General features: G+C 62.9%; 18 protein-coding genes, 1 pseudogene and 1 riboswitch. Of the genes and pseudogenes, 13 read left to right on the forward strand and 6 right to left on the reverse strand.

Features of this window, described 5'->3' with window-relative positions; genetic code table 11:
* Positions 1-254: 254 nt before the first annotated feature.
* The 3 genes from NE547_RS09335 to uvrA all read left to right on the forward strand — a co-directional run bounded on the left by NE547_RS09335 (position 255) and on the right by uvrA (position 4,348).
* A complete protein-coding gene (locus NE547_RS09335; protein WP_186906322.1) occupies positions 255-1,265 on the forward strand; it encodes an aldo/keto reductase in 1,011 nt (336 codons plus the stop codon).
* The gene (locus NE547_RS09340) at positions 1,255-1,464 is read left to right on the forward strand and encodes a hypothetical protein (RefSeq protein WP_256175576.1); all 210 of its coding nucleotides are present in this window, start codon (positions 1,255-1,257) and stop codon (positions 1,462-1,464) included. The genes NE547_RS09335 and NE547_RS09340 overlap by 11 nt, the downstream gene beginning before the upstream one ends.
* A 61-nt stretch (positions 1,465-1,525) precedes the next feature.
* On the forward strand, positions 1,526-4,348 hold the full coding sequence (gene uvrA / locus NE547_RS09345) for an excinuclease ABC subunit UvrA (RefSeq protein ID WP_256175577.1): 2,823 nt from the start codon (positions 1,526-1,528) through the stop codon (positions 4,346-4,348).
* Positions 4,349-4,489: 141 nt separating this feature from the next.
* On the opposite strand, the gene NE547_RS09350 is transcribed toward uvrA, so the two are convergent.
* The gene (locus NE547_RS09350; RefSeq protein WP_256175579.1) at positions 4,490-5,191 is read right to left on the reverse strand and encodes a hypothetical protein; all 702 of its coding nucleotides are present in this window, start codon (positions 5,189-5,191) and stop codon (positions 4,490-4,492) included.
* Between the two features lie 140 nt (positions 5,192-5,331).
* On the opposite strand from NE547_RS09350, the gene NE547_RS09355 reads away from it, so the two are divergent.
* The 9 genes from NE547_RS09355 to NE547_RS09395 all read left to right on the forward strand — a co-directional run bounded on the left by NE547_RS09355 (position 5,332) and on the right by NE547_RS09395 (position 15,026).
* Complete coding sequence (locus tag NE547_RS09355; protein ID WP_186906325.1) at positions 5,332-6,195, forward strand: class I SAM-dependent methyltransferase; 864 nt, start codon at positions 5,332-5,334, stop codon at positions 6,193-6,195.
* A gap of 16 nt (positions 6,196-6,211) precedes the next feature.
* Positions 6,212-7,060, forward strand: a complete 849-nt coding sequence (locus tag NE547_RS09360) for an energy-coupling factor transporter ATPase (protein ID WP_186906326.1) — start codon at positions 6,212-6,214, stop codon at positions 7,058-7,060.
* Between the two features lie 80 nt (positions 7,061-7,140).
* Complete coding sequence (locus NE547_RS09365) at positions 7,141-8,007, forward strand: energy-coupling factor transporter ATPase (RefSeq protein ID WP_186906327.1); 867 nt, start codon at positions 7,141-7,143, stop codon at positions 8,005-8,007.
* Complete coding sequence (locus NE547_RS09370) at positions 8,008-8,820, forward strand: energy-coupling factor transporter transmembrane protein EcfT (RefSeq protein WP_256175581.1); 813 nt, start codon at positions 8,008-8,010, stop codon at positions 8,818-8,820. It begins immediately after the preceding gene.
* 205 nt (positions 8,821-9,025) lie between these two features.
* Positions 9,026-9,775 (forward strand): tRNA pseudouridine(38-40) synthase TruA, encoded by a 750-nt coding sequence (gene truA, locus NE547_RS09375; RefSeq protein ID WP_186906329.1) that lies wholly within the window; start codon positions 9,026-9,028, stop codon positions 9,773-9,775.
* A 109-nt stretch (positions 9,776-9,884) separates the two neighbouring features.
* Entirely contained in the window at positions 9,885-11,072 is a 1,188-nt protein-coding gene (locus NE547_RS09380; protein WP_186906330.1) for a DUF5711 family protein, read from the forward strand.
* 23 nt (positions 11,073-11,095) lie between these two features.
* Positions 11,096-11,800 carry a CvpA family protein gene (locus tag NE547_RS09385; RefSeq protein WP_186906331.1) on the forward strand — a complete coding sequence of 235 codons (705 nt, stop codon included), beginning with the start codon at positions 11,096-11,098 and terminating at the stop codon, positions 11,798-11,800.
* A gap of 36 nt (positions 11,801-11,836) precedes the next feature.
* Positions 11,837-12,376: a CDP-alcohol phosphatidyltransferase family protein gene (locus NE547_RS09390; RefSeq protein WP_186906332.1), complete on the forward strand. Its 540-nt coding sequence runs from the start codon at positions 11,837-11,839 to the stop codon at positions 12,374-12,376.
* 106 nt (positions 12,377-12,482) lie between these two features.
* Positions 12,483-15,026 (forward strand): ATP-dependent Clp protease ATP-binding subunit, encoded by a 2,544-nt coding sequence (locus tag NE547_RS09395; protein ID WP_186906333.1) that lies wholly within the window; start codon positions 12,483-12,485, stop codon positions 15,024-15,026.
* A 114-nt stretch (positions 15,027-15,140) separates the two neighbouring features.
* On the opposite strand, the gene NE547_RS09400 is transcribed toward NE547_RS09395, so the two are convergent.
* Positions 15,141-17,897, reverse strand: coding sequence for a Cna B-type domain-containing protein (locus NE547_RS09400; protein WP_370866838.1), 2,757 nt, complete (start codon positions 17,895-17,897; stop codon positions 15,141-15,143).
* Between NE547_RS09400 and NE547_RS18590 the strand changes: the two genes are divergently transcribed.
* On the forward strand, positions 17,809-18,066 hold the full coding sequence (locus NE547_RS18590) for a glycine zipper domain-containing protein (protein WP_370866839.1): 258 nt from the start codon (positions 17,809-17,811) through the stop codon (positions 18,064-18,066). The two genes, NE547_RS09400 and NE547_RS18590, sit on opposite strands and share 89 nt — an antisense overlap.
* Here the strand turns inward: NE547_RS18590 and NE547_RS18595 are convergent.
* The 4 genes and pseudogenes from NE547_RS18595 to NE547_RS09415 form a co-directional block, all read right to left on the reverse strand.
* Positions 18,000-19,658: pseudogene (locus tag NE547_RS18595) on the reverse strand (Cna B-type domain-containing protein); the annotation flags it as partial. The gene NE547_RS18590 and the pseudogene NE547_RS18595 overlap by 67 nt on opposite strands.
* Entirely contained in the window at positions 19,567-21,111 is a 1,545-nt protein-coding gene (locus NE547_RS09405; protein ID WP_256175585.1) for a hypothetical protein, read from the reverse strand. The gene NE547_RS09405 and the pseudogene NE547_RS18595, both read right to left, overlap by 92 nt.
* Before the next feature lie 38 nt (positions 21,112-21,149).
* Positions 21,150-21,236, reverse strand: a riboswitch (cyclic di-GMP riboswitch).
* Between the two features lie 23 nt (positions 21,237-21,259).
* Positions 21,260-21,463 (reverse strand): hypothetical protein, encoded by a 204-nt coding sequence (locus tag NE547_RS09410; RefSeq protein WP_256175587.1) that lies wholly within the window; start codon positions 21,461-21,463, stop codon positions 21,260-21,262.
* On the reverse strand, positions 21,460-21,732 hold a 273-nt coding region (locus tag NE547_RS09415), incomplete at its 5' end, for a hypothetical protein (RefSeq protein WP_256175589.1). The genes NE547_RS09415 and NE547_RS09410, both read right to left, overlap by 4 nt.

Consider the following 21,732-nt stretch of genomic DNA (forward strand, 5'->3'; position numbering starts at 1 on the left):
TTTGGGGCCCCGCACAGCGGGGCGGCGCCTGCGCCGCACAAGCGTTTTGCCTCAGGCAAACCCTTGGCGCAGGGCCGATTTACTCGGCCCGAGCACGTCAGGTGCATTCGGGGATCCCCGGGCGGCGGACGCCGCGCGGGGCGATGCGGGAAGCCGCCAAACTGTTGGAATTCGAATATGCCGCCATTCTCCGCGATAAGATCGTCAAGCTCCGGGGCGAGTGAGCTTCCATTCAGAAAGAAGAGGGTTCCGCCATGCAATCTGTTATTTTAGGTAAAACCGGACTGAACGTCTCCCGGCTCTCCTTTGGGGGCATCCCCATCCAGCGCGCCGACGCGGCCAACACCCGCGCGGTGGTGGATCAACTGGAACAACACGGCGTCAACTTTCTCGACACCGCACGGGGCTATACCGTCTCGGAGGACTACCTGGGCGCGGCGCTGGAGGGCCGCCGGGATCATTTCATCCTGGCCACCAAAAGCATGTCCCGGGACTACGCCGGCATGCAGAAGGACATCGACGCCAGCCTTGCAGACCTGCGTACCGGCCATATCGAGCTCTACCAGCTCCACAACCTGTCGGAGCGCGACTTTGACCGGGCATTCGGCCCCGAGGGGGCGTACCGCGCCCTGGCGGAAGCCAAGGCCGCCGGCAAGATCGGGCATATCGGCGTGACCACCCACAGCGCAGACGCCCTGCGCCGCCTGGTGGAGGAATACGGCGACCGTCTTGAAACGGTCATGTTTCCCTATAATATCGTGGAGACCCAGGGGCACGACGTGCTCGCCCAGGCCCAAAAACGGGGGATCGGCACCATCGCCATGAAGCCCTTGGCAGGGGGCAATCTGGAGGACGCCGCCCTGGCCCTTCGCTTCATCGCCGCCGCCGGGGTATGCGACGTGATCCTGGCGGGGATGGGCGCGCCGGAGGAAGTGGCCCGGAACGCCGCCGTAGACCTCTCCGCCCCCTTTACCGCGGCGGAGCAGGCGCAGGCCGAGGCCATCCGCAAGACCCTGGGCTCCACCTTCTGCCGCCGGTGCGGCTACTGCGCGCCCTGTCCCAACGGCATCGATATCCCCACCAATTTCCTGCTGGCCAACTACCTGCGCCGGTACGGACTGGCGGACTGGGCCCGGGAGCGCTATCAGGCCCTGCGCTACCACGCGGGCTCCTGCGTCCAGTGCGGCGCCTGCGAGCGCCGCTGCCCCTACGGTCTGCCCATCCGGGACATGCTGGGCGGGGTGGCCAAGGATTTTGGTTACTGAGCGGTTGGCCGGCCCTGCGCCCGTCCTGGAGCAGCTGGGCATACTGTTGGCGATCTGGGGCCCCTTCCTGACCGGCCTGCTGTCTTTTGCCCTGCTCTGCGTGGCCGCCCGGCCCCGGCCGCCCCGGCGGCTGCGGGTCCTTGCCGGCCTGCTTGGGGCCGGCATCCTGCTTTGGGCCCTGTGGTACTATCTGTTTTAATCCCGCTTCGAAATCCGGCCCGCCGGGGCCGACTGTCGTCACAAAGGAGAACCCAACGATTATGCTCGACCACATTTACGTCAAAGGCGCACGGGAAAACAATCTGAAAAACATCGACGTGGAGATTCCGCGGGACAAGCTGGTGGTGCTCACCGGCGTATCCGGAAGCGGCAAGTCCTCCCTGGCCTTTGAGACCATTTATGCCGAGGGCCAGCGCCGGTACGTGGAGTCCCTCAGCTCCTACGCCCGCATGTTCCTGGGTCAGATGGAGAAGCCCGACGTGGACTATATCGACGGCCTGTCCCCCGCCATTTCCATCGACCAGAAGACCACCTCCAAAAACCCCCGCTCCACCGTGGGTACCGTCACCGAGATCTACGACTATCTGCGCCTTCTGTGGGCCCGGGTAGGCACGCCCCACTGCCCCAAGTGCGGCAAGGAGATTCAGCAGCAGACCATCGACCAGATCATCGACCAGGTGATGGCCCTGCCTGAAGCCACCCGGGTACAGGTGCTCGCCCCCGTGGTGCGCGCCCGGAAGGGGGAACACCAGAAGCTCTTTGAGGACGCCCGCAAGTCCGGCTATGTCCGGGTACGGGTGGACGCTTCCCTGTATGACCTGAGCGAGGAGATCAAGCTGGACAAGAACAGGAAGCACAACATCGAAGTGGTCGTGGACCGGCTGGTCATCCGGCAGGACATCGCCCGCCGCCTGACCGACAGTGTGGAGACCGCCTCCGCCCTGGCGGGCGGCCTGGTCATCCTCAACATCGTGAACGAGGACCGTGATATCCTGTTTTCCCAAAATTATGCCTGTGAGGACTGCGGCATCTCCATTGAGGAACTCACGCCCCGCATGTTTTCCTTCAACAATCCCTACGGCGCCTGCCCCACCTGCACCGGACTGGGCGCACAGCTGAAGGTGGACCCGGACCTCATCCTCCCCAACAAAAAGCTCTCCATCCTGGAGGGGGCCATCACCGCCTCCGGCTGGAACAACATCAAGGGCGATTCCATCTCCCGCATGTACTTTGACGCCCTGGCCAAAAAGTACGGCTTCAAGCTCAGCACGCCGGTGGAAGAGCTGCCCGCGGAGATCCTGGATCGGATCCTCTACGGCACCCAGGGGGAAAAACTCAAGCTGACCTACGAGCGCGGCAACGGGCAGGGGACCCTGTACCAGGCGTTCGAAGGCGTGGTGAACAATCTGGAGCGCCGCTACCGGGAAACCCAGAGCGACGGTATGCGCCGGGAGCTGGAGGAGTGCATGAGCCAGCGTCCCTGCCCCGACTGCGGCGGAAAACGGCTGAAGAAAGAGGCTCTTGCGGTCACCGTGGGCGGCATCAGCATCCATGATTTCTGTCAGAAACCGGTCACGGAGGCCCTGGACTTCGTAGAACATCTGGAGCTCTCCGCCCAGAAAATGCTCATCGCGGAACGTATCCTGAAGGAGATCAAGTCCCGCCTGGGCTTTCTGCGGTCGGTGGGCCTGCAGTACCTCACCCTGAGCCGGGCGGCGGCCACCCTCTCCGGCGGCGAAAGCCAGCGCATCCGTCTGGCCACCCAGATCGGTTCCTCCCTGATGGGCGTGCTCTATATTCTGGACGAGCCCTCCATCGGCCTGCACCAGCGGGACAACGACATGCTGCTGGACACCATGAAGCACCTGCGGGATCTGGGCAACACCCTGCTGGTGGTGGAACACGACGAGGACACGATGCGCGCGGCCGACTATATCGTGGATATCGGCCCCGGCGCGGGCGTCCATGGCGGCGAGGTGGTGGCCTGCGGCACCGCCGAGGAGATCATGAACGCCCCCGGCTCCCTCACCGGCGACTACCTGTCCGGCCGGAAGAAGATCCCCGTTCCCGCCCAGCGGCGGAGCGGCAGCGGCAGGTCTCTGATCATCCGGGGCGCGGCGGAAAATAATCTGAACCAGGTGGACGTGTCCATCCCCCTGGGCACCTTCACCTGTGTCACCGGCGTATCCGGCTCGGGCAAATCCAGCCTGGTCAACGAGATCCTCTATAAAAAGCTGGCCTGCGACCTGAACCACGCCAAATGCCGGGCGGGGAAGCACGAGCGCATCGAGGGCGAGGAATTCCTGGATAAGATCATCGCCATCGATCAATCCCCCATTGGCCGCACGCCCCGCTCCAACCCGGCCACCTATACGGGACTGTTCAACGATATCCGGGATCTGTTCGCCTCCACTCCCGACGCCAAGAGCCGGGGCTACGGCCCGGGGCGCTTCTCCTTCAACGTGCGGGGCGGGCGGTGCGAGGCCTGCCAGGGCGACGGGCTGCTGAAGATCGAGATGCACTTTCTGCCCGATATCTATGTGCCCTGCGAGGTGTGCAAGGGCAAGCGGTACAACCGGGAGACTCTGGAGGTCCGCTACAAGGGCAAAAACATCTATGAAGTGCTGGACATGACGGTGGAGGAGGCTCTCCCCTTCTTTGAGCACCTGCCCAAACTGTACAACAAACTTCAGACACTGTATGAGGTAGGGCTCTCCTACGTAAAGCTGGGCCAGCCCTCCACCACCCTTTCCGGCGGCGAGGCCCAGCGGGTCAAGCTGGCCACGGAGCTCTCCAAGCGCTCCACCGGCTCCACCATCTACGTGCTGGACGAGCCCACCACCGGCCTGCACACCGCCGACGTCCACAAGCTGATTGAGGTGCTGCAAAAGCTGGTGGACGCAGGCAACACCGTAGTCGTCATCGAGCACAACCTGGATGTCATCAAAACCGCCGATCACATCATCGACCTGGGTCCCGAGGGCGGCGACGGCGGCGGAAGCATTGTGGTAACGGGAACTCCAGAGGAGGTGGCGCAATGCGCCGCCTCCTATACGGGGCAGTATCTCAAACGGATGCTGTGAACCCTACGCGCTGCAACATACAGAAAACGGGCGGCCTGCGGCCGCCCGTTTTTTCCATCTGTCAAACAGTCCCCCTGCGCTCCGATTGTCCTGCGTTCCCGTTGCGGAGGACGGCCGCCCGCAACAGCCCTCTGCCGCTCCTTATTGAGCGTCCAGAGGCAGCGGGCGGGGCGGCCGGGGACCCAGTTCCGTCCGGCAGGTCTCGGCGAGGCCTTCCAGCGCCTCGTCCTGCCGCTCCAGCTCCGCCGAGAGGCCGTCCAGCATACCGCGTACCTGCTCCAGTTCCCCGCCCGCATGGGACAGGGTGGCGTCCATGCTGGTCCGCAGGCGGTCGTACTCGTTCTGGACCCGGCCCAGCCAGTGCTCCACCTGCTCCCGCATCTTTTTGACCCGCTCGGCCGCCTCAGCCTCCACCTGTTCGGCCCGGCAGTGGGCCTCCAGCTCCATACCGGCGGTGCGGTCCTTCACGCTCTCATAGGCTGCGGCGGCGGGCTCCGCCTTGGCAAGCCGCGCCTGGGCGTCGGCCAGGCCGCGCTCGGCCGCTTCGGCCCGTGCGCGGGTCTGCTCCAGCTCGGCACGCAGTGCTTCGGCCTGCTCCTGCGCCTGTTTCTGCTGGGCGGACAACGCCTCCCCCTCGGCGGCAAGGCACTCGACCCGGTCCTTGGCGGCGGCCAGTTCCTCCTCCAGCTCCGCCCGGGCTTTGGCGCCCTCCTCAAGTTCCCGCTTGAGGGCCTCCAGCTTTTCCTGCTGCTCCCGGCTGCGGCTATCGATAAAGTCCAACACGTCCTGCTTCTGGAAGCCTCCAAAGGCGGCGGTGCGGAACTGCAACTCTCCGGCGCTCATGGCGAACACCCTTTCTCTACAAAAATCGTGTCTATTTTATCACAATTTCCCGGACAGTACAATCATTTCTTCCAATTGACTGGTTCGGAACACAATGATATAATAGGATGATTATGACAACATTAAGGCGAGGGGCGCGTATGTGGCGATCAGATCACTGGAACGAGTATGAACTGCTGGACTGCGGCGCAGGCGAGCGGCTGGAGCGCTGGGGCAAATACCTGCTGGTGCGGCCTGATCCCCAGGCCATCTGGCAGCGGGAGGGCAGCCATCCCGGCTGGAAGCGGCACGACGGACGCTATCAGCGCTCCAGCACCGGCGGGGGCGCATGGGTCAAGAAGGACCTACCGGAGCGGTGGACGCTGGATTATGGCGCGCTGACCTTCAACATAAAGCCCATGAATTTCAAGCATACCGGTCTGTTCCCCGAACAGGCCGCCAACTGGGACTTCGCCATGCAGGCCATCCGCGCCGCCGGCCGGCCGGTGAGCGTGCTCAACCTGTTCGCCTACACCGGCGCGGCCACCATCGCCTGCGCGGCGGCGGGGGCCAGCGTGTGCCATGTGGACGCGGCGAAGGGCATGGTCTCCTGGGCGCGGGAAAACGCCAAAAGTTCCGGCCTGGAGCAGGCGCCGATCCGCTGGATCGTCGACGACTGCGGCAAATTCGTGGAGCGTGAGATCCGGCGGGGACGCCGGTATGACGCGGTCATCATGGACCCGCCCTCTTATGGCCGCGGCCCATCCGGGGAGATCTGGAAGCTGGAGGAAAACCTGCCCCTTTTTCTGGAGCTGGCGGCCCAGGTGCTCTCCGACGCGCCCATCTTCTTTCTCATCAACTCCTATACCACCGGCCTCTCCCCCTCGGTGCTCACCTATCTGCTGGAGACCATCGTGTCCCGCAGGTACGGCGGCCACACCGAGAGCCAGGAGCTTGGCCTGCCCGTTACCGCCACTGGCCTTTCCCTGCCCTGCGGCGCCACGGGGCGGTGGGTATGCGGCTGAATCGGAGGGAATGCATATGAGTCAGTCCATTATCAAAACGCAGCAGCTCCGCTTTTCCTACGCCGCCGACGAGGGGTCCGTCCCTCCGGTGGTGCTGGACGGGGTAGATCTGGAAATCGCGGAGGGGTCCTTCGTGGCCGTGCTGGGGCATAACGGCTCCGGCAAATCCACCCTGGCCAAGCATATGAACGCCATCCTGCTCCCTACCGGGGGCAAGGTATACGTCAGCGGCATCGATACCGCCGACGAGGACGCTCTGCTGGACATCCGCCGCACCGTGGGCATGGTGTTCCAGAACCCGGACAACCAGATCGTAGCCAACGTGGTGGAGGAGGACGTGGCCTTTGCCCCGGAGAATCTGGGCGTGCCCTCCGAGGAGATCCGCCGCCGGGTGGACGAGGCCCTGCGGCAGGTCGGCATGTACGAATATCGGGAGCATGCCCCTCATCTGCTCTCCGGCGGTCAGAAGCAGCGGGTGGCCATCGCGGGCGTCATCGCCATGCGCCCCCGGTGTATCGTGCTGGACGAGCCCACCGCCATGCTGGACCCCATCGGCCGCAGCGAGGTCATGAAGACCATCCGCGCACTTAACCGCACCAGCGGCGTCACCGTGGTGCTGATTACCCACCACATGGACGAGGCCGCCATGGCCGACCGGCTGGTGGTCATGGCCAAGGGCAAGATCGTCTCCGACGGCCCGCCCCGTCAGGTCTTCCGGCAGGTGGAGGCCCTCAAGTCCGTTGGTCTGACGGTGCCGGAGACCACCGAGCTTTTATGGCAGCTGCGCCAGGCGGGCGTGGACGTTCCCCTGGACGCGCTTTCCGACGAGGAGTGCGCCCAGGCGCTGTACCGGCTGCTGCAATAAGGACCGGGCCGCCCGGCCGGACGGCCCGCGCGGGCGTTACCCTGCGGGGGATGCACCAATTGATAAAGGAATGAAGCCATTTGGAACCGATCATTCAGACGGAAAAGCTCTGTCATATCTACTCGGCCGGTACCCCGTTCGAACGGGGCGCCCTGGTGGACGTGGACTTCACCGCCTACCGCGGAGAGTACCTGGGCATCATCGGCCACACCGGCTCGGGCAAATCCACCCTCATCCAGCACCTCAACGGCCTGCTGAAGCCCACCTCCGGCCGGGTCCTGTTTGAAGGGCGCGACATCTGGGAAACCAAGGAGCGCACCCGGCAGACCCGCTTCCAGGTGGGGCTGGTCTTCCAGTACCCGGAGTACCAGCTGTTTGAGGAGACGGTATACAAGGACATCTCCTTCGGCCCCCGGAATATGGGGCTGGACGCGGGGGAGATCGATCGCCGGGTACGGCAGGCCGCCCAGTTTGTGGGCCTGAAGGACGAGGTGCTGGAGAAGTCCCCCTTCGAGCTCTCCGGCGGCCAGAAGCGCCGGGTGGCCATCGCGGGCGTCATCGCCATGGAGCCCTCCGTGCTCATTCTGGACGAACCCACCGCCGGGCTGGACCCGGTGGGTGTGGAGAACATCCTGCAGAACATCCACGACTACCATACCGCCAAAAACGCCACCATCCTCATCGTCTCCCACTCCATGGAGGAAGTGGCCCGGACGGTGGACCGTCTGGTGGTGGTGGACGACGCGCGCATCCCCTTCTCCGGCTCCCCCCGGGAAGTGTTTGCCCACGGGGACGAGCTGGAGCGCATGGGGCTTGGCGTGCCCGCCATGACCCGGGTGTTCCACCGGCTGAAGGCCCTCGGCGTGGACATCGACCCTTCGGTCTACACCATCGAGCAGGCCAAGTGCGCGGTGCTGGCCGCGCTCAGGCGGAAGGGGGCGGTGTAAATGGCGCTCAAGGATATCACGCTGGGCCAGTATTTCCCCGGAAACACCCTGCTGCACCGGCTGGACCCCCGTACCAAGCTGCTGGGCACCGTGGCCTATATCGTGGCGCTGTTCCTGGCCAAGGGCATCGTGGGCTACGCCGTCCTGCTGGCCGTTCTGGCCGCGCTCATCGCCGTATCCAGGGTGGGGCTGAAGACCATCCTGCGCGGGATGAAGCCCATCCTGGTCATCATCATCATCACCGCCGTGCTCAACCTGTTCTACACCCCCGGAGCGGGGGAGCCCCTGGCCGCCTTCTGGATCTTCAAGATCTATCCGGAGGGCATCTGGGCGGCCGTTTATATGATCCTGCGCATCGCCATGCTCATCGCCTGTACCTTCCTGCTGACCTATACCACTTCCCCCATCCTGCTCACCGACGGGCTGGAAAAGCTGCTGGGACCCCTGAAGGCCATCCGAGTCCCCGTCCATGAGCTGGCCATGATGATGTCCATCGCCCTGCGCTTTATCCCCACGCTGATCGAAGAGACCGACAAGATCATGTCCGCCCAGAAGGCCCGGGGGGCCGATTTCGACACGGGCAGCCTGATGCAGAAAGCCCGGGCCCTGGTGCCTTTGCTGGTGCCTCTGTTCATCTCCGCGTTCCGCCGGGCCGACGAGCTGGCGGTGGCCATGGAGTGCCGCTGCTATCACGGCGGCGAGGGACGCACCCGCCTGCGGGTGCTCCGCTTCCGGGGCGCCGACGTGGCCGTACTGGCCGGCAGCGCGGCTCTGTGCGTGCTGGTAGGCGTGCTGCGGCAGTTCGGGCTTTAGATCCTTGTTTGGGAGCTTGTGCAAACGCCAACCGGCGAGTCCTTGCTCCTCGGTGCGGCCACCCCCGCGCCGCCGCGCCGGGCGCCTGTTTGAATGCCCGCGGAAGGACGAATGGGCGTCGGTCTTGGAACCGGTTCCGGTTCCAAGCCTCGAACGATCCCCAGACCTCTAATTTTAGAAAAAATTAATGTGAGCTTAAACCGCTATGAGGAATATTGCGTTACGATTGATGTATGTAGGCACCGCCTACCACGGCTGGCAGGTCCAGAAAAACGCCGTCTCTGTGGAGGAGACGCTGGAAAAAGCTCTGGCACAGGTGGTGGGCCATCCGGTCAAATGCACCGGGGCAGGCCGCACCGACGCCGGCGTCCATGCCGAAACCTATATCGCCAACTTCCATACCAGCTCCCGCATCCCCTGCGACCGGCTGCCCCTGGCGGTGAATACCCGCCTGCCCGAGGATATCGTGGTGGTCCGGGCCGGCGAGGTAAGCAGCGCGTTCAACGCCATCGGCTCCTGCCTGAAAAAGGAGTACACTTACCGCATCTACAACTCCCGTATCCGCAACGCCTTTCTGGTGGACCGGGTATGGTTCTATCCCAAGCATCTGGACGAGTCCGTCATGGCCCGGGCAGCCGCCCACTTCGTGGGTACCCATGATTTCAAGGCCGTCCAGTCGGTGGGCACCGAGGTGCGCTCCACCGTGCGCACGGTACATTACTTTACCGTTGCGCGCAGGGGCGATCAGATCGACTGCCGGGTCTGTGCCGACGGCTTTCTCTATAACATGGTGCGGGCCATGGTGGGCACCTGCGTCTACGCCGCCGAGGGCAAATTCTCCCCCGATGACGTACCGGCCATCCTGTCCGGCCGCAACCGCACCGCCGCCGGACCCACAGTCCCTCCCGGCGGGTTATATATGACCCAATTGTGGTATGGCGAGGATGTGCCCTAACGGTTCGGCTGCGCCCCCCGCGCCAACCGGCGGATAATATGGGGCGAAATTGCGGCGCCGGCAGGACGCAGGGTGGCTCGGCCACATATTCCCCGATCAGGAGCATAAAATGGAAGAAATCAACGGGGGCCGTCCGGCCCCCAAACTGCAAAAACCAAATCTGCTGCGGCGGCTGCTGGCCTTTCTGCTGACGGCCGCTCTGGTCGTGGGCGCCGTGGCCCTGGTGGCCTGGCGCGACAGGATCAACCTGGATTCCATCCGGCGCTGGTTCTCTTACCGCAATCTGGAGCGCAGCGACAGCGGACAGGCGGAGACCTTTTCCTACGGCGGCAGCGCGTCCGACACCTTCGCCAACCTGGACGGAGACCTGCTGGTCTGCTCCCCTACTGGCTTTCAGCTCTATTCGGGCAGCGGCACCCTGTATGTGGACGAGACCGTACTGCTGGAACACCCGGTGGTAAGCGCCTGCGGCAAACGGGGCCTGGTCTACGACGCCGGGGGACAGGAGCTGTTCGTGCTCTCCGGCCGGGAGGTGGCCTTTACCCTCTCCCAGGAGACCGAGCGCTCCCTGATCTCCGCCTCGCTCAATCCGAACGGGTGGCTGGTCCTGGTCAGTCAGGAGCACGGGTATAAGGGCAGCGTTACGGTCTACGACGGAAGCTATGCCCCCGTCATGCGGCTTGACCTGTCCAGCCGCTTCGTCATGGACGCGGCCCTTTCCCCCGACAACAAGACCGTCGCCGTCCTGACCGTAGGTCTGGAGGAGGGCAGCTTTGACTGCCGGGTGGACCTGTACCGGCTGGACCATGACGCCGGCAGCGCCGCGCCCGACGCGTCCTGCTCCGTGGGCAACAACGCGCCCCTGGCCCTGCGCTGGACGGATGACGGCATCTGGCTGTTGGGCGAGAACGGCGTGTACCGGGTGGACGGCTCCGGCGCTTTGGGCGGCGGCTATACCTACAGCGGACGCTATCTGAAGGGCTTTTCGCTGGAGGGCGACGGCTTTGCCGCGCTTCTGCTGGGCAAGTACCGTGCGGGCAGCAATGCCGTGCTGACCATCGTGGACGGCGCGGGCGCGGTACAGGCCTCCTTGTCCATTGACGAGCAGGTGCTCTCTCTTTCCGCCGCCGGGCGGTATGTGGCGGTGCTCACGGCCGACCGGCTGGACCTGTATGACCAGCAGCTCGGCCTCTACGCCACGCTGGACGGCACCCAGGGGGCCCGCCGCGTGCTGATGCGCAGCGACGGTACCGCCATGCTCATCGGCAGCGGCGAAGCCCGGCTCTATGTTCCCTGATCCTACCACGCAGGAGGCATCTCATGGCAGCTTTTCTCCTTTTTGACCTGATCGTACTGGCCGTGCTGGTGATCTTCACCCTGCGGGGCGCCTGGCGCGGGCTGGTGCTCTCCCTGTGCTCTCTGCTGGCGGTGGTGGTGGCGTTCGCCGGGGCCAGCTTTCTGGCCCGCACCGTCTCTCCCATGGTGGCCCAGGCTCTGGAGCCGCGCTTCGCCGCCGCTATCGAGACCCGTCTGGAGGACGCGCTGGAACAGCGTGTGGCAGAGGGGGAGCAGGCCGTGCTCACCACCGAAGACGTCCCCCTGGAGGGTGTGCTGGACATCCTGCGCGATATGGGGCTCTACCAAAATCTGATCGGCGCGGTGGACCGTGCCGTGGAACAGGGCGTGGCGGAGATCGCCGCCAGCGCCGCGGCGGCGGTGGCCGCCGCCGTGGCCCAATCGGTCGCCTACCTGGTGCTCTTCCTGGCGGGATTTCTCCTCCTGCTGGCGGCATGGACTTTGGTGAGCCGCGCTCTGGATCTGGTCGCCCGGCTGCCGGGGCTGCATTTTCTCAACAAAACGCTGGGCGGCCTTTTCGGGCTGATCCAGGGGTGTATTCTTCTGTTCGTCGCGGCCTGGCTGATCCAGTTTTCCGGCCATCTGATCCCGGAAGAGACGGTGGAACAGACCCGCCTGCTTCGCTTTTTTATGGACACCAACCCCTTCGCTCTCTTGAGCGGACTGTAACGCCGCACCGGCGTGCAAAGGAAATTCAGGTGACTTATGACGATTCCAAACTTGCTCTCCCTGCTTCGCCTGGCCTTGGTGCCGGTATTTGCCCTGGTCTACTTCTCCTGCGCTCCCAACGCCCATCTCTGGTCCGCCGTTCTCTATCTGGCCGCGTTTGTCACGGATGTGGCCGACGGCTGGATCGCCCGGCGCTTCAGCCAGATCACCCGTCTGGGCCGCATTCTGGATCCGATGGCCGACAAGCTGATGACCTTCATCGTGATCCTCTGCCTTACTGCGGACGGAGTGATCCCTGTATGGGCGGTCGTGATCTTCTTCTGCAAGGAACTGGCCATGGCCATCGGCGGCTATCTCATGTATCGGGCGCGGGGGGACGTGATCTCCTCCAACTGGCTGGGCAAGAGCGCCACCGGCGTGTTCTTCGTGGTGTGCGCCGCTCTGGTCCTTTTCCCCGCTATTCCAAGGCCCTGGGCCGTGCGGATGATCTCCGCGGCCCTCGTCCTGACGGTAGCCGCCTTTTTCAGCTATCTGTACCAATTTGTCAAGGGATTGGAAAAAAGAAAATCCCACTGATTCATACGCAGTTCATAATTTCGGATTAGAATCATTTCTCAAAAGGAATGTTATCTCAGGAGCGTTCCGCTGCGATTCGGAAGCGCTCCGGAAGGAGTTGAAATAGATGCAACCCACACTTTGCTCCAGATGTCACAAAAACGTCGCCGTCATCTTCATTCAGAAGATGGAGGGCGGCACCACGAAGAGTGAAGGCCTCTGCCTGAAATGCGCCAAAGAAATGGGCATCAAGCCCGTGGAAGATATGATCCAGAAAATGGGTATCACCGACGAGGACCTGGAGGGCCTGACCAACGAGATGATGTCGGCCTTCGGCGGCGCCGAGGGCATGGAGGGCCTGATGGCCCAGGATGAGGACGGCGACGAGGACGACGAGGACGGCAAGACCGCTACCTTTCCCTTCCTGAATAAGCTGTTCGGCTCCGCCCAGAACCCCGGCCAGCCCCCTGAGCGTGAGGCTTCCCGCCCCGCCCGGGAGGAAAAGGAAAAGAACGGCAAGGGCGAAAAGCAGCCCAAACGCAAATTTTTGGAAAATTACTGCATCTCCCTGACGCAAAAGGCCGCCGACGGCAAGCTGGACCGCATCGTGGGCCGGGATGAGGAGATCCAGCGCACCATTCAGATCCTGAACCGCCGCCAGAAGAACAATCCCTGCCTCATCGGCGAGCCCGGCGTGGGCAAGACCGCCATTGCGGAAGGTCTGGCGCAGAAGATTTATGAGCGGGACGTACCCTACAAGCTGCTGGATAAGGAGGTCTACCTGCTGGATCTGACCGCCCTGGTGGCGGGCACCCAGTTCCGGGGCCAGTTTGAAAGCCGCATGAAGGGGCTCATCGAGGAGATCCGCAAGCTGGGCAATATCATTCTGGTCATCGACGAGGTCCACAACATCGTGGGCGCCGGAGATGCCGAGGGAAGCATGAACGCGGCCAATATCCTCAAGCCCGCTCTGAGCCGCGGAGAGATCCAGGTCATCGGCGCCACCACCCTTACGGAGTACCGCAAGTACATCGAAAAGGACTCCGCCCTGGAGCGGCGCTTCCAGCCCGTCATCGTGGAGGAGCCCTCCATTGAGGATTCCGTCAAGATCATCCAGGGCATCGCCCCCTACTATGAGCACTATCATTTCGTGTACATCTCCCCGGAGATGTGCCGCCTGGCCGTGACCATGAGCGAGCGGTATATCACCGACCGCTTCCTGCCCGACAAGGCCATCGACCTGATCGACGAGGCCTGCTCCGACGTGAACCTGCACAATAAGGGCCTGGCCCGCAGCGTGGAGGTCAAAAAGGAGCTGGAATCCCTCTCCAAAGAGCGCGAAGACCTGATGAGCGAGGCCAACCAGCGGGACTACAAGCGCCAGACCGCCCTGAAGAGCAACGAGCAGCGCCAGGCGGAGATCCGCCGGGAGCTGGCCAAGCTCAACGCCGAGCACGATTCCCTCACGGGAAACCCCGCCACGCAGGAGGCCCTGCGCTCCAACGAGCACCGGCAGGCCAGCTACCAGCGGGAGCTGGCCAACCTGAACCGGGAGCGGGAGACCCTGCTCTCCGATGAGGGGGCCGGCCACGACTACGAGCGCCTGGCCGCCATCAAGAGCCGGGAGATCCAGCTCCAGGAGGAGCTGGGCCGTCTGGACGCCCAGAGCGCGCCTCCCCTGACGGTGGAGCACCTGGCCCGGGTCATCGAGCTGTGGACCAAGATTCCCGCCAGTCAGATCCAGGAGGCGGAGTACGAGCGTCTGGCCCAGCTGGAGGAGCGTCTCAAGGAACACCTGATCGGCCAGGACGACGCCGTCCACGCCGTGGCCAACGCCGTGCGGCGGGGCCGGGTGGGCATCGCCTCCAAACGCAAGCCCGTTTCCTTCATCTTTGTGGGCTCCACCGGCGTGGGCAAGACCGAACTGGTCAAGCGGCTTGCTCAGGATCTGTTCCACTCCCCCGAATCGCTGATCCGGCTGGACATGTCCGAGTTCATGGAGAAGTTCAGCGTCTCCCGCATCATCGGCTCCCCTCCGGGCTACGTAGGCTACGATGAGGCCGGCCAGCTGACCGAGAAGGTGCGGCGCAAGCCCTACTGCGTCATCCTCTTCGACGAGATCGAGAAGGCCCATCCGGATGTGCTGAACATCCTGCTTCAGATCCTGGATGACGGTCACATTACCGACGCCCAGGGCCGCAATGTGAACTTCGAGAACACCGTCATCGTCATGACCTCCAATGCGGGCAGCAGCTCCAATGCCTCCGGCAGCGTGGGCTTCGGCCGCACTGCGGGCGAGCAGGGCCGTGAGCGGGCCATGAAGGCGCTGGAGAGTTTCCTGCGGCCGGAATTCATCAACCGGGTCGATGAGATCGTTTACTTCAACCGTCTCAGCGAGGACAACTTTAAAGCCATCGCTTCCATCATGCTGGACGAGCTGAAAACCACCCTGGCGGAAAAGGGTATTACCTTCACCTGGGACGACGTTCTGCTGGACTACTTGGTCAAAAAGTCCTATTCCCAGACCTACGGCGCCCGTAACCTGCGCCGTCAGATCCAGAAGGACCTGGAGGATGCGATTGCCACCAAGCTGATCGAGAGCTACAAGGCCCCCATCCACAGTCTCCACGCCACCGCCGATGGCGCGCATGCCTTGGTGGAGGCTCAGTAATCAGCTTCAAAATGCGAGGCGCTCCGCCCTGCGGAGCGCCTCGCATCTGCTGTGACCGGGTCAAAAAAGCCGTGCCCCGTGCTGTATGCACGGGGCACGGCTTTTTCAAGCGCTTCAGTCCTCTTCTTCGCCCTTCTTGCGGCCGATCATGATGATCAGGCCAGCGGCGGACAGGGAGGCCGCCAGGGCCAGCAGGCCCAGGGTCGCGGTGGGATCCACCGCGCCGGCAACTGCGCCGGTCTGCGGCAGGTCGCCCAGCGGGGGCTCCTCTTCGGGGATCTCCACCTCTTCCGCAGGAGGCTCAGGCGTGGGCACCGGCTCCACAGGAGCGGGCTCCAGCGGTGTGGGCTCCTCGGGGATATCCGTCTCCACCGGCTCCGGAGTGGGGGTGACGCTGGGCTTCGGAGTGGGCTTCGGGGTGGGCTTCGGAGTCGGATGCACAGGCGGATCGTAGGGGGTAGGCGTCGGAGTGGGCACGACCTTTTCGTCGTGCAGCTCGTAGACCAGCGTGAGCACATAGATGGTGTCCGGCTCTTCCAGCTTTACGCCATCCTGCGGCTGGCTCTTCTGGCTCTGGTACACATAGGTGCTCCGGCCGTCCGTGCTCTTGTAGCTGTTCGGATTCAGGTCGCTCAATTTGATCTCCTGATCCTTGCTGCCCTCGACGGTGTCTCCGGTCACCTTCAGGGTGTCCGCCGTGATCAGGGTTCCGTTCTCATCGTAGTGGTAGTACTCCCGGTCCACGCGGTAGAGATACTGATCACTGGCGCGGTAGGTGTTGGTGATGGTCAGGCCGTCCGCCGCGCTGCCGCCGTAGGTGACCTCGTAGTAGTCGCCGCCGAACTTCACCATGTTCATGGCGATGGAGGAGCCGCCTTCGTTATCGCCGCCCAGGTCGGGGGTCATAATGGACTGCGCGCCCCACTCCTGAACGGTATACCGGATCTCATGGCCGTCGCTGGAGAGCGCATACTTGGGCAGATTCGTCCAGGTATAGCTCCAGGTACCTTCTTCACCGGCCGTGAGCGTGACCGGGTTCGTCACGCCCTCCATTGCCACCCAGTTCTCATCGCCGTACAGATATACGGTGACCGACTCGGGCAGGACGATCCCCTCGGGGGCATTCCAGATCTTGGTGACCGTCAGTTCTGCGATGTACTCCTGTTCGATGGTATTGAGGAAGACGTTTCCGGCCCCCTCCGTCACCGTATACACATGGCCGTTGGAGGCATGGACCTTGCCGTCCGCGCCGACGACCTCTTTCACCACGTAGGTGTACTCGTTGCGGCCGTCATCATACTTGGGCAGCTGAGCGCCGTCGGCGTCGGTGGTAATGGTCTTGGCCCAAGCCGTTCCGTCCTCGTTCCGATCGGCGTCGGTGAGGGTGATCTCCAGGCTGAATCCGTCGTCCTGCGTCGTGCCGACCCAGCGGGTCAGGGTAAACTTGGCCTCGGCTGCGGCGGGGCCCTTCCACATCTTGGTCACCGTGACCTCGACATGATCCTGCTGCAGGGTGTTGGTCACAGAATAGCCATTGATGACCACGTCGTAAGTGCTGCCGCCCCAGGTAACCGTGGTCTTCCCGGTGGCTGCATCCGTCACCGCGCCGCTCTCCTGGATGGTATAGGCAAATTCATGGCCGTCCATCGCAGAGTAGGCGGGAAGGTCCTCATACAGATAGGTAAAGGTGCCGTCGTCGTTCGCCGTCACCGTGGGCGCAGCAGGCGCGTCCACGCCGGTCAGCTCCGTGCCGTCCCGCAGGATGAGGAAGGAAGCGTCCGCACCGGTATGGGCGGCAGCGCCGTCCACCCAGGTCTTGGTGATTCTGATATCCTTGGTACCGGCGTTAAAGGTGTTGACGAAGCGGATGACGCCGTCTTCACCGGTGGTGCTGGCAGGCGTATAACGAGCCGCCAGAGCGGTCTCCTCCATGGTCTCCACGATGGTATAGATGTTCTTCGTGCAGGTGTTGCCGTTGAAGGTGTACTGGTCCAAATCCTCAAAGGTCAGGCTGCCGATGCCCGTAGTCTCATCATACACCATGGCCTTGGTCTGGTTTGTGGCCACACCGTCCTTCCAGAGGGTGAAGGTCAGCGCGGGCCGGTAAGCGGGATCCCCGCCGCTCCATTCCTTGGTGGCGGAAACGCTCACCTTGCTCTGCCCCACCGTGTTGACCACGTTCCAGGCATAACCGGCCTGCACATTGCCGGAGGAGCTGTAGGTAACCGTATAGGTCTCGCCATCGGCGCCGTAGGGCTTGAATTCGGCCCCGTTCTCCAGCGCTTCGCCGCCCAGCAGCTCCCGGACGGTATAATTGATGCGCTTGCCGTCGTCATAAGCAGGCACCGAGATCGTAGTGGTCCAGACCGGCTCCCCTTCGTTTGTAACCGGGAGGTACACGGTCCGCGGCGCTACGTTGTCGCTGTTGGCAGCGCTGACCGTAAAGGCAACGGTATCATGGCTGCTGCGGGCGTCCACCCAGGTCTTGGAGATGGTCAGGCTGGCGGTATCGCCTTCCAGAATATTGGTGATATCGTAATCACCCACGTTCTTGGCCTCACCCTTCCCGTAGCTGGCGGTATAATTGGGAACCGCATCTTCGCGCACGGTATAGGTGATCTTCGCACCGGTTTCATCGTACTTGGGCAGATCCTCCCACTTGTAGTGGGTCTCCTCGGCCCAGGCCCAGGTGCCCGCCGTGGCGACGATGCCGCCGGCCGGTCCTCCCTCGCCCTCGGGTGCGCCGTCCAGCAGTTCCAGTCCGTCCAGGCCCGCGACGCCGATGAAGCGGGCCGCCGCCAGTGCGCCGGACAGGACCGCATCGCCGCCGTCGGCAGTGGGCTCCGCGGTGGGCTCGACTGTGGGCTCGATCGTGGGCTCGACTGTGGGCTCGACTGTGGGCTCGATCGTGGGCTCGACTGTAGGTTCGGTGCTGGGCGTTTCGGTGCTTTCCGGCGTTGCGTCGTTCAGCTCCACGCTCTGGTTACGGTCGGCGGTCAGGACCCTCGCCTGCCCCTCGACTTCCACTTCGTTTGCATAGAGCCGGACGGTAATGGACCCGGGCCGGGTGTCGTTGGTGTTGCCCTCGTCGTCCCAGCGCTTGTCACCCTCGATGGTCAAACTGCCCTTGAGGGTGTTGGTGATGGTCACGCTGCCATCCTGGTTGTTTTTATAGCCGACCTCGAACCAGTCGCCGTCATCCAGGGTGATCTTGCCGTTGCTCTCGCCCCGCTCCTTGACGGTGTATTCAATGGCCTCGCCGTCGGCGTCGGCAGTCGGAATCGCGTAGGTCTGCGCGTCTTCGCCCGTTCCGACCGTAATCTCGGTACCCTTCAGGGCATACACGGGCAGGCCGGTGAAAGAGAACGCCGGGCTGCTCTCCGTGACCTCAGCGGTGATGCCGGTGGCCTTACCGTTGGCATACAGCTCGATCGTGGCGGTCTTGTCCGCGCTGTCCAGCGCCGCGGCCACCCAGACCTTGGTACCGGCGATCGAGGCATTCTTGGGGTCGGTGATGGTATTGGTCAGCTTCCCGGTCGCCTGGTCACAATGGATCGTATAGGTGTGACCGTTGAATGTCACGGTGCCGTTGACAGGCTTGTTATCTGCGCCCAGCTCCGCCACGGTATAGTGGACCTCATTGCCGGAATTGTCATACGTGGGAACGCGGAAGGTATGGGACCAGCCGGGAGCGCTCAGTTCGGCAGAATCCACGATGGTGCTGCCGCGCATCACCGCGACGGTAACGCGGCTCCGGTCGGCGGCGGGGCCCTCCCATTCCTTCGTGACGGTGATCTCCTTCTCTGCGTCTTTGACATTGGTGATGATATTGCCCGCTGTGGAGGCCAGCTGGACGGCCGGTGTGACGATACGGTAGCCAGTCACCGCCTGCTCCACGGCCACATAAGCGATATCATTGCCATCCTCGTCCTTGGTAGGCAGTTGTATGGTGGTATCGCTCCAGCCGTTCCCTTGGGTCAGCTCCAGCGTATCCACAGGCGCTTTCGCCGCGTCGTAGATCGGCGTTCCGTCCTGGGTGGCGCCGGTCATCACATAAATGTCAACGGAAACCGTCGTGCCGTCCGTGGGCGCGCTGCCGGCGGGCAGCCAGCTCTTGGTGACGGTGAAGCTCTTCTTCTGCGGATCGCGGGTGTTCCGAACGATATGGGGGGCATTCGCGGTGATCTCCGTGCTGCCCACATAGACCTTGCCCCACTTCACCGTAATCGCCGTCTGAGCGTCGCTGCCGGTGGGGGTGACAAACCCTGCGGGCGCATTCTTCTCGGTCAGGGTATAGCTGTGCTCCTCACCGGAGGGGATCCCCGCAAACAGGTGGTTCCCATTGCCGGCGCCGGTGTCCGCGATGGTCTTCGCGCCGGTCAGCGTAAAGGTCGCGCCGGGCAGAAGATTGCCCTTGCTGTCCTGCTTCTGGAGGTACAGATCTGCATACAGGCCCTTGACCTTGGGGACCTTGAAGTACAGAACCGGCAGATCCTCCGAATCTGCAATCAGATTCCCCTGCTCGTCGACAGGGTTGCCCTCACGGTCCGTGAGATAATACGTCAGGTAAGTCGCACCATTGGTCAGGCCATACCTGATCTGCGCCTGCCCCGGTGTTATCCAGCTGCACACGATAGGTCAGGGAATAGACAAAGTCATATTCCTCACTATCCTTGATCTTGTCATAGTCGACCCTTGTGCTTGTTCCATGCTTATAGACCGTCGGGATATCATTGCGGAGCGTCCAAATCAGGGTCTCGCTGTTCGTACCCTGACCGGTCACCCGGTAATTTGCCTCTCCGGCCTGCTTGCTGACAAAGCTGATGTTTGCCCCCATGGGATCCGTTACTTCCCATGCTTCGGCGGAAATTTTGATGAGCGTCAGGTAGATATCAAAGCTCTCAACCAGCTCATCGGCATTGGCGGCCAGCTGGCACTGATTGGACATCGCATTGAACCACAGATAACCTGTCGCCGTCTGGTCGACGCCCACATAGGCGGAGAGAAGCTTCGTCCCCGTCTGGCGGATGTTGTACACCCATTTTTCCGCATTCAGGTAGGAGTTATAGTCGGCATTCCACCCATCTCCGTTGTAGTTCGTGTAGCGCACAAAACCACTGTCAACTTGAGGCGCAGCACCTGCTACGTTAGGCTCACCGTCGCCCAGCAAAAGCACGAAAGACATCGCCCGGCTCAGCTTATCGTTGTTCGCCTGTTCCCGGAACAGGCTGTCCAGCGCGCCGTCCGCAAGGCCCAGCGGGTCCGCCACATTGGTCCCGTCGCCCCATGAGGGCGGGTTGACGCCATTGATGGCGTCAACCACGCTGTTGTGATACTGGCCATCCGCCCCCAGCGTCCAGTCCAAAGCCGCCACGTCGATCCAGACCGAAGCAGAAGCGGCGTTCAGGTCGATCAATTCCGCCGTTCCGCTGAACTTGGTCAGCGACATATACCGATGGGCGATCACGTTCCCATTTTCATCTTTGGCAGACGCGGCGTACTCGGCTGCAAAGGCAATGGCCGCCTCCTTCGCGGCATCCATGCGGGACTGATACTCGCAGGGATCATAGTGACTCGATTTCTTATGGCCACATGTACACCGACTGCTATCACCGGTACTAGGCGTAAAACCGGTACACACCTTGCACTTACTACACCCGGCGCTCTGTACGGAGTGATCGCGATGGTTCTCGCTCTCCCCGCAGTTCACGCAATCGTACATCGAGGTAGACTTGTCGATGACCAGCGCCACCGCCGCATCCGGCATGGAGGGGGAGCGCTCCACCTTCTGTGTAGTCGTCACGTTCAGGGTGATATCAAACTGATTTTCGGTCCCGGTGCCCTGAATGACCTTGGAGATCGTAACTTCCGGGTCCGTGGCTTTGTTGGTGGTTACTGCATTGATTGGGTTCGCGTCCTGCGCAAATGTTCCCGTACCTTCATTATAGGTGTAGTACACGGGGACATTTCCGCCCTCGATCTGCTGATTGCTGCTCTCCGCCGCCGCCGCCGTGATGGGCAGCATGCCCAGCAGCAGCACGGCTGTCAGCAGCAGGGACAGGGTCCGTTTCATTCTCTTTGCCATCTTGTTTCAATTCCTCCTTAAAATAAGAGAAGTGGAACAGTGGCAGCCGGACCGGCGTGGCGGTCGCCCGCTGTAGCCTCCTGGCTTTGCGTCCCGCCCTTTCGGACGGTTTGCCTTTGCACGGTGTTCATGGGGCCGCTTGGTGTGCTCAGTCTTGCTCCGTTTGGTCACTCCCTCCTGTTGCTACCTGCTCCAGCAGGGCGCTGTCGATGAGGCGAATCAGCTCCAAAGCGCTCCGGAAGGGCTGTGTCTTTTGTCCATCCGTCCAGGTCACGGTTCCCTGCCATGTGGCATTCTGCGTATTCAGGATCTGTACCACAAAGGTCTCCCGTTTTCCCGCCGCCTGTTTCATAGGTAGCCATCACCTCCCGTCCTGCCTGCTGCGCAGGTCTTATGGTATCTACTGTGCTTCTTACTATAAAGTCCAGCAGATACATTTCGGTTACATTTTAAAAATTCGCCGTCACTTTTTCTTTTTTCTTGTTGGCGCTGCCCTGCATCGGCGCGGCGCCGGCCGCTGCCGCCGCGTCCGGCCAGGCCCGCCCGCAGAATGGCATGCGCCAAACAGCGCAAAATCAGGCTGCCCGGCAAAGCCGGGCAGCCTCCGCTTGTCGGAAAAGG

It is taken from the genome of Flavonifractor sp. DFI.6.63 (assembly GCF_024462255.1).
In the GTDB taxonomy this organism is placed as follows: Bacteria; Bacillota; Clostridia; order Oscillospirales; family Oscillospiraceae; genus Lawsonibacter_A; species Lawsonibacter_A hominis.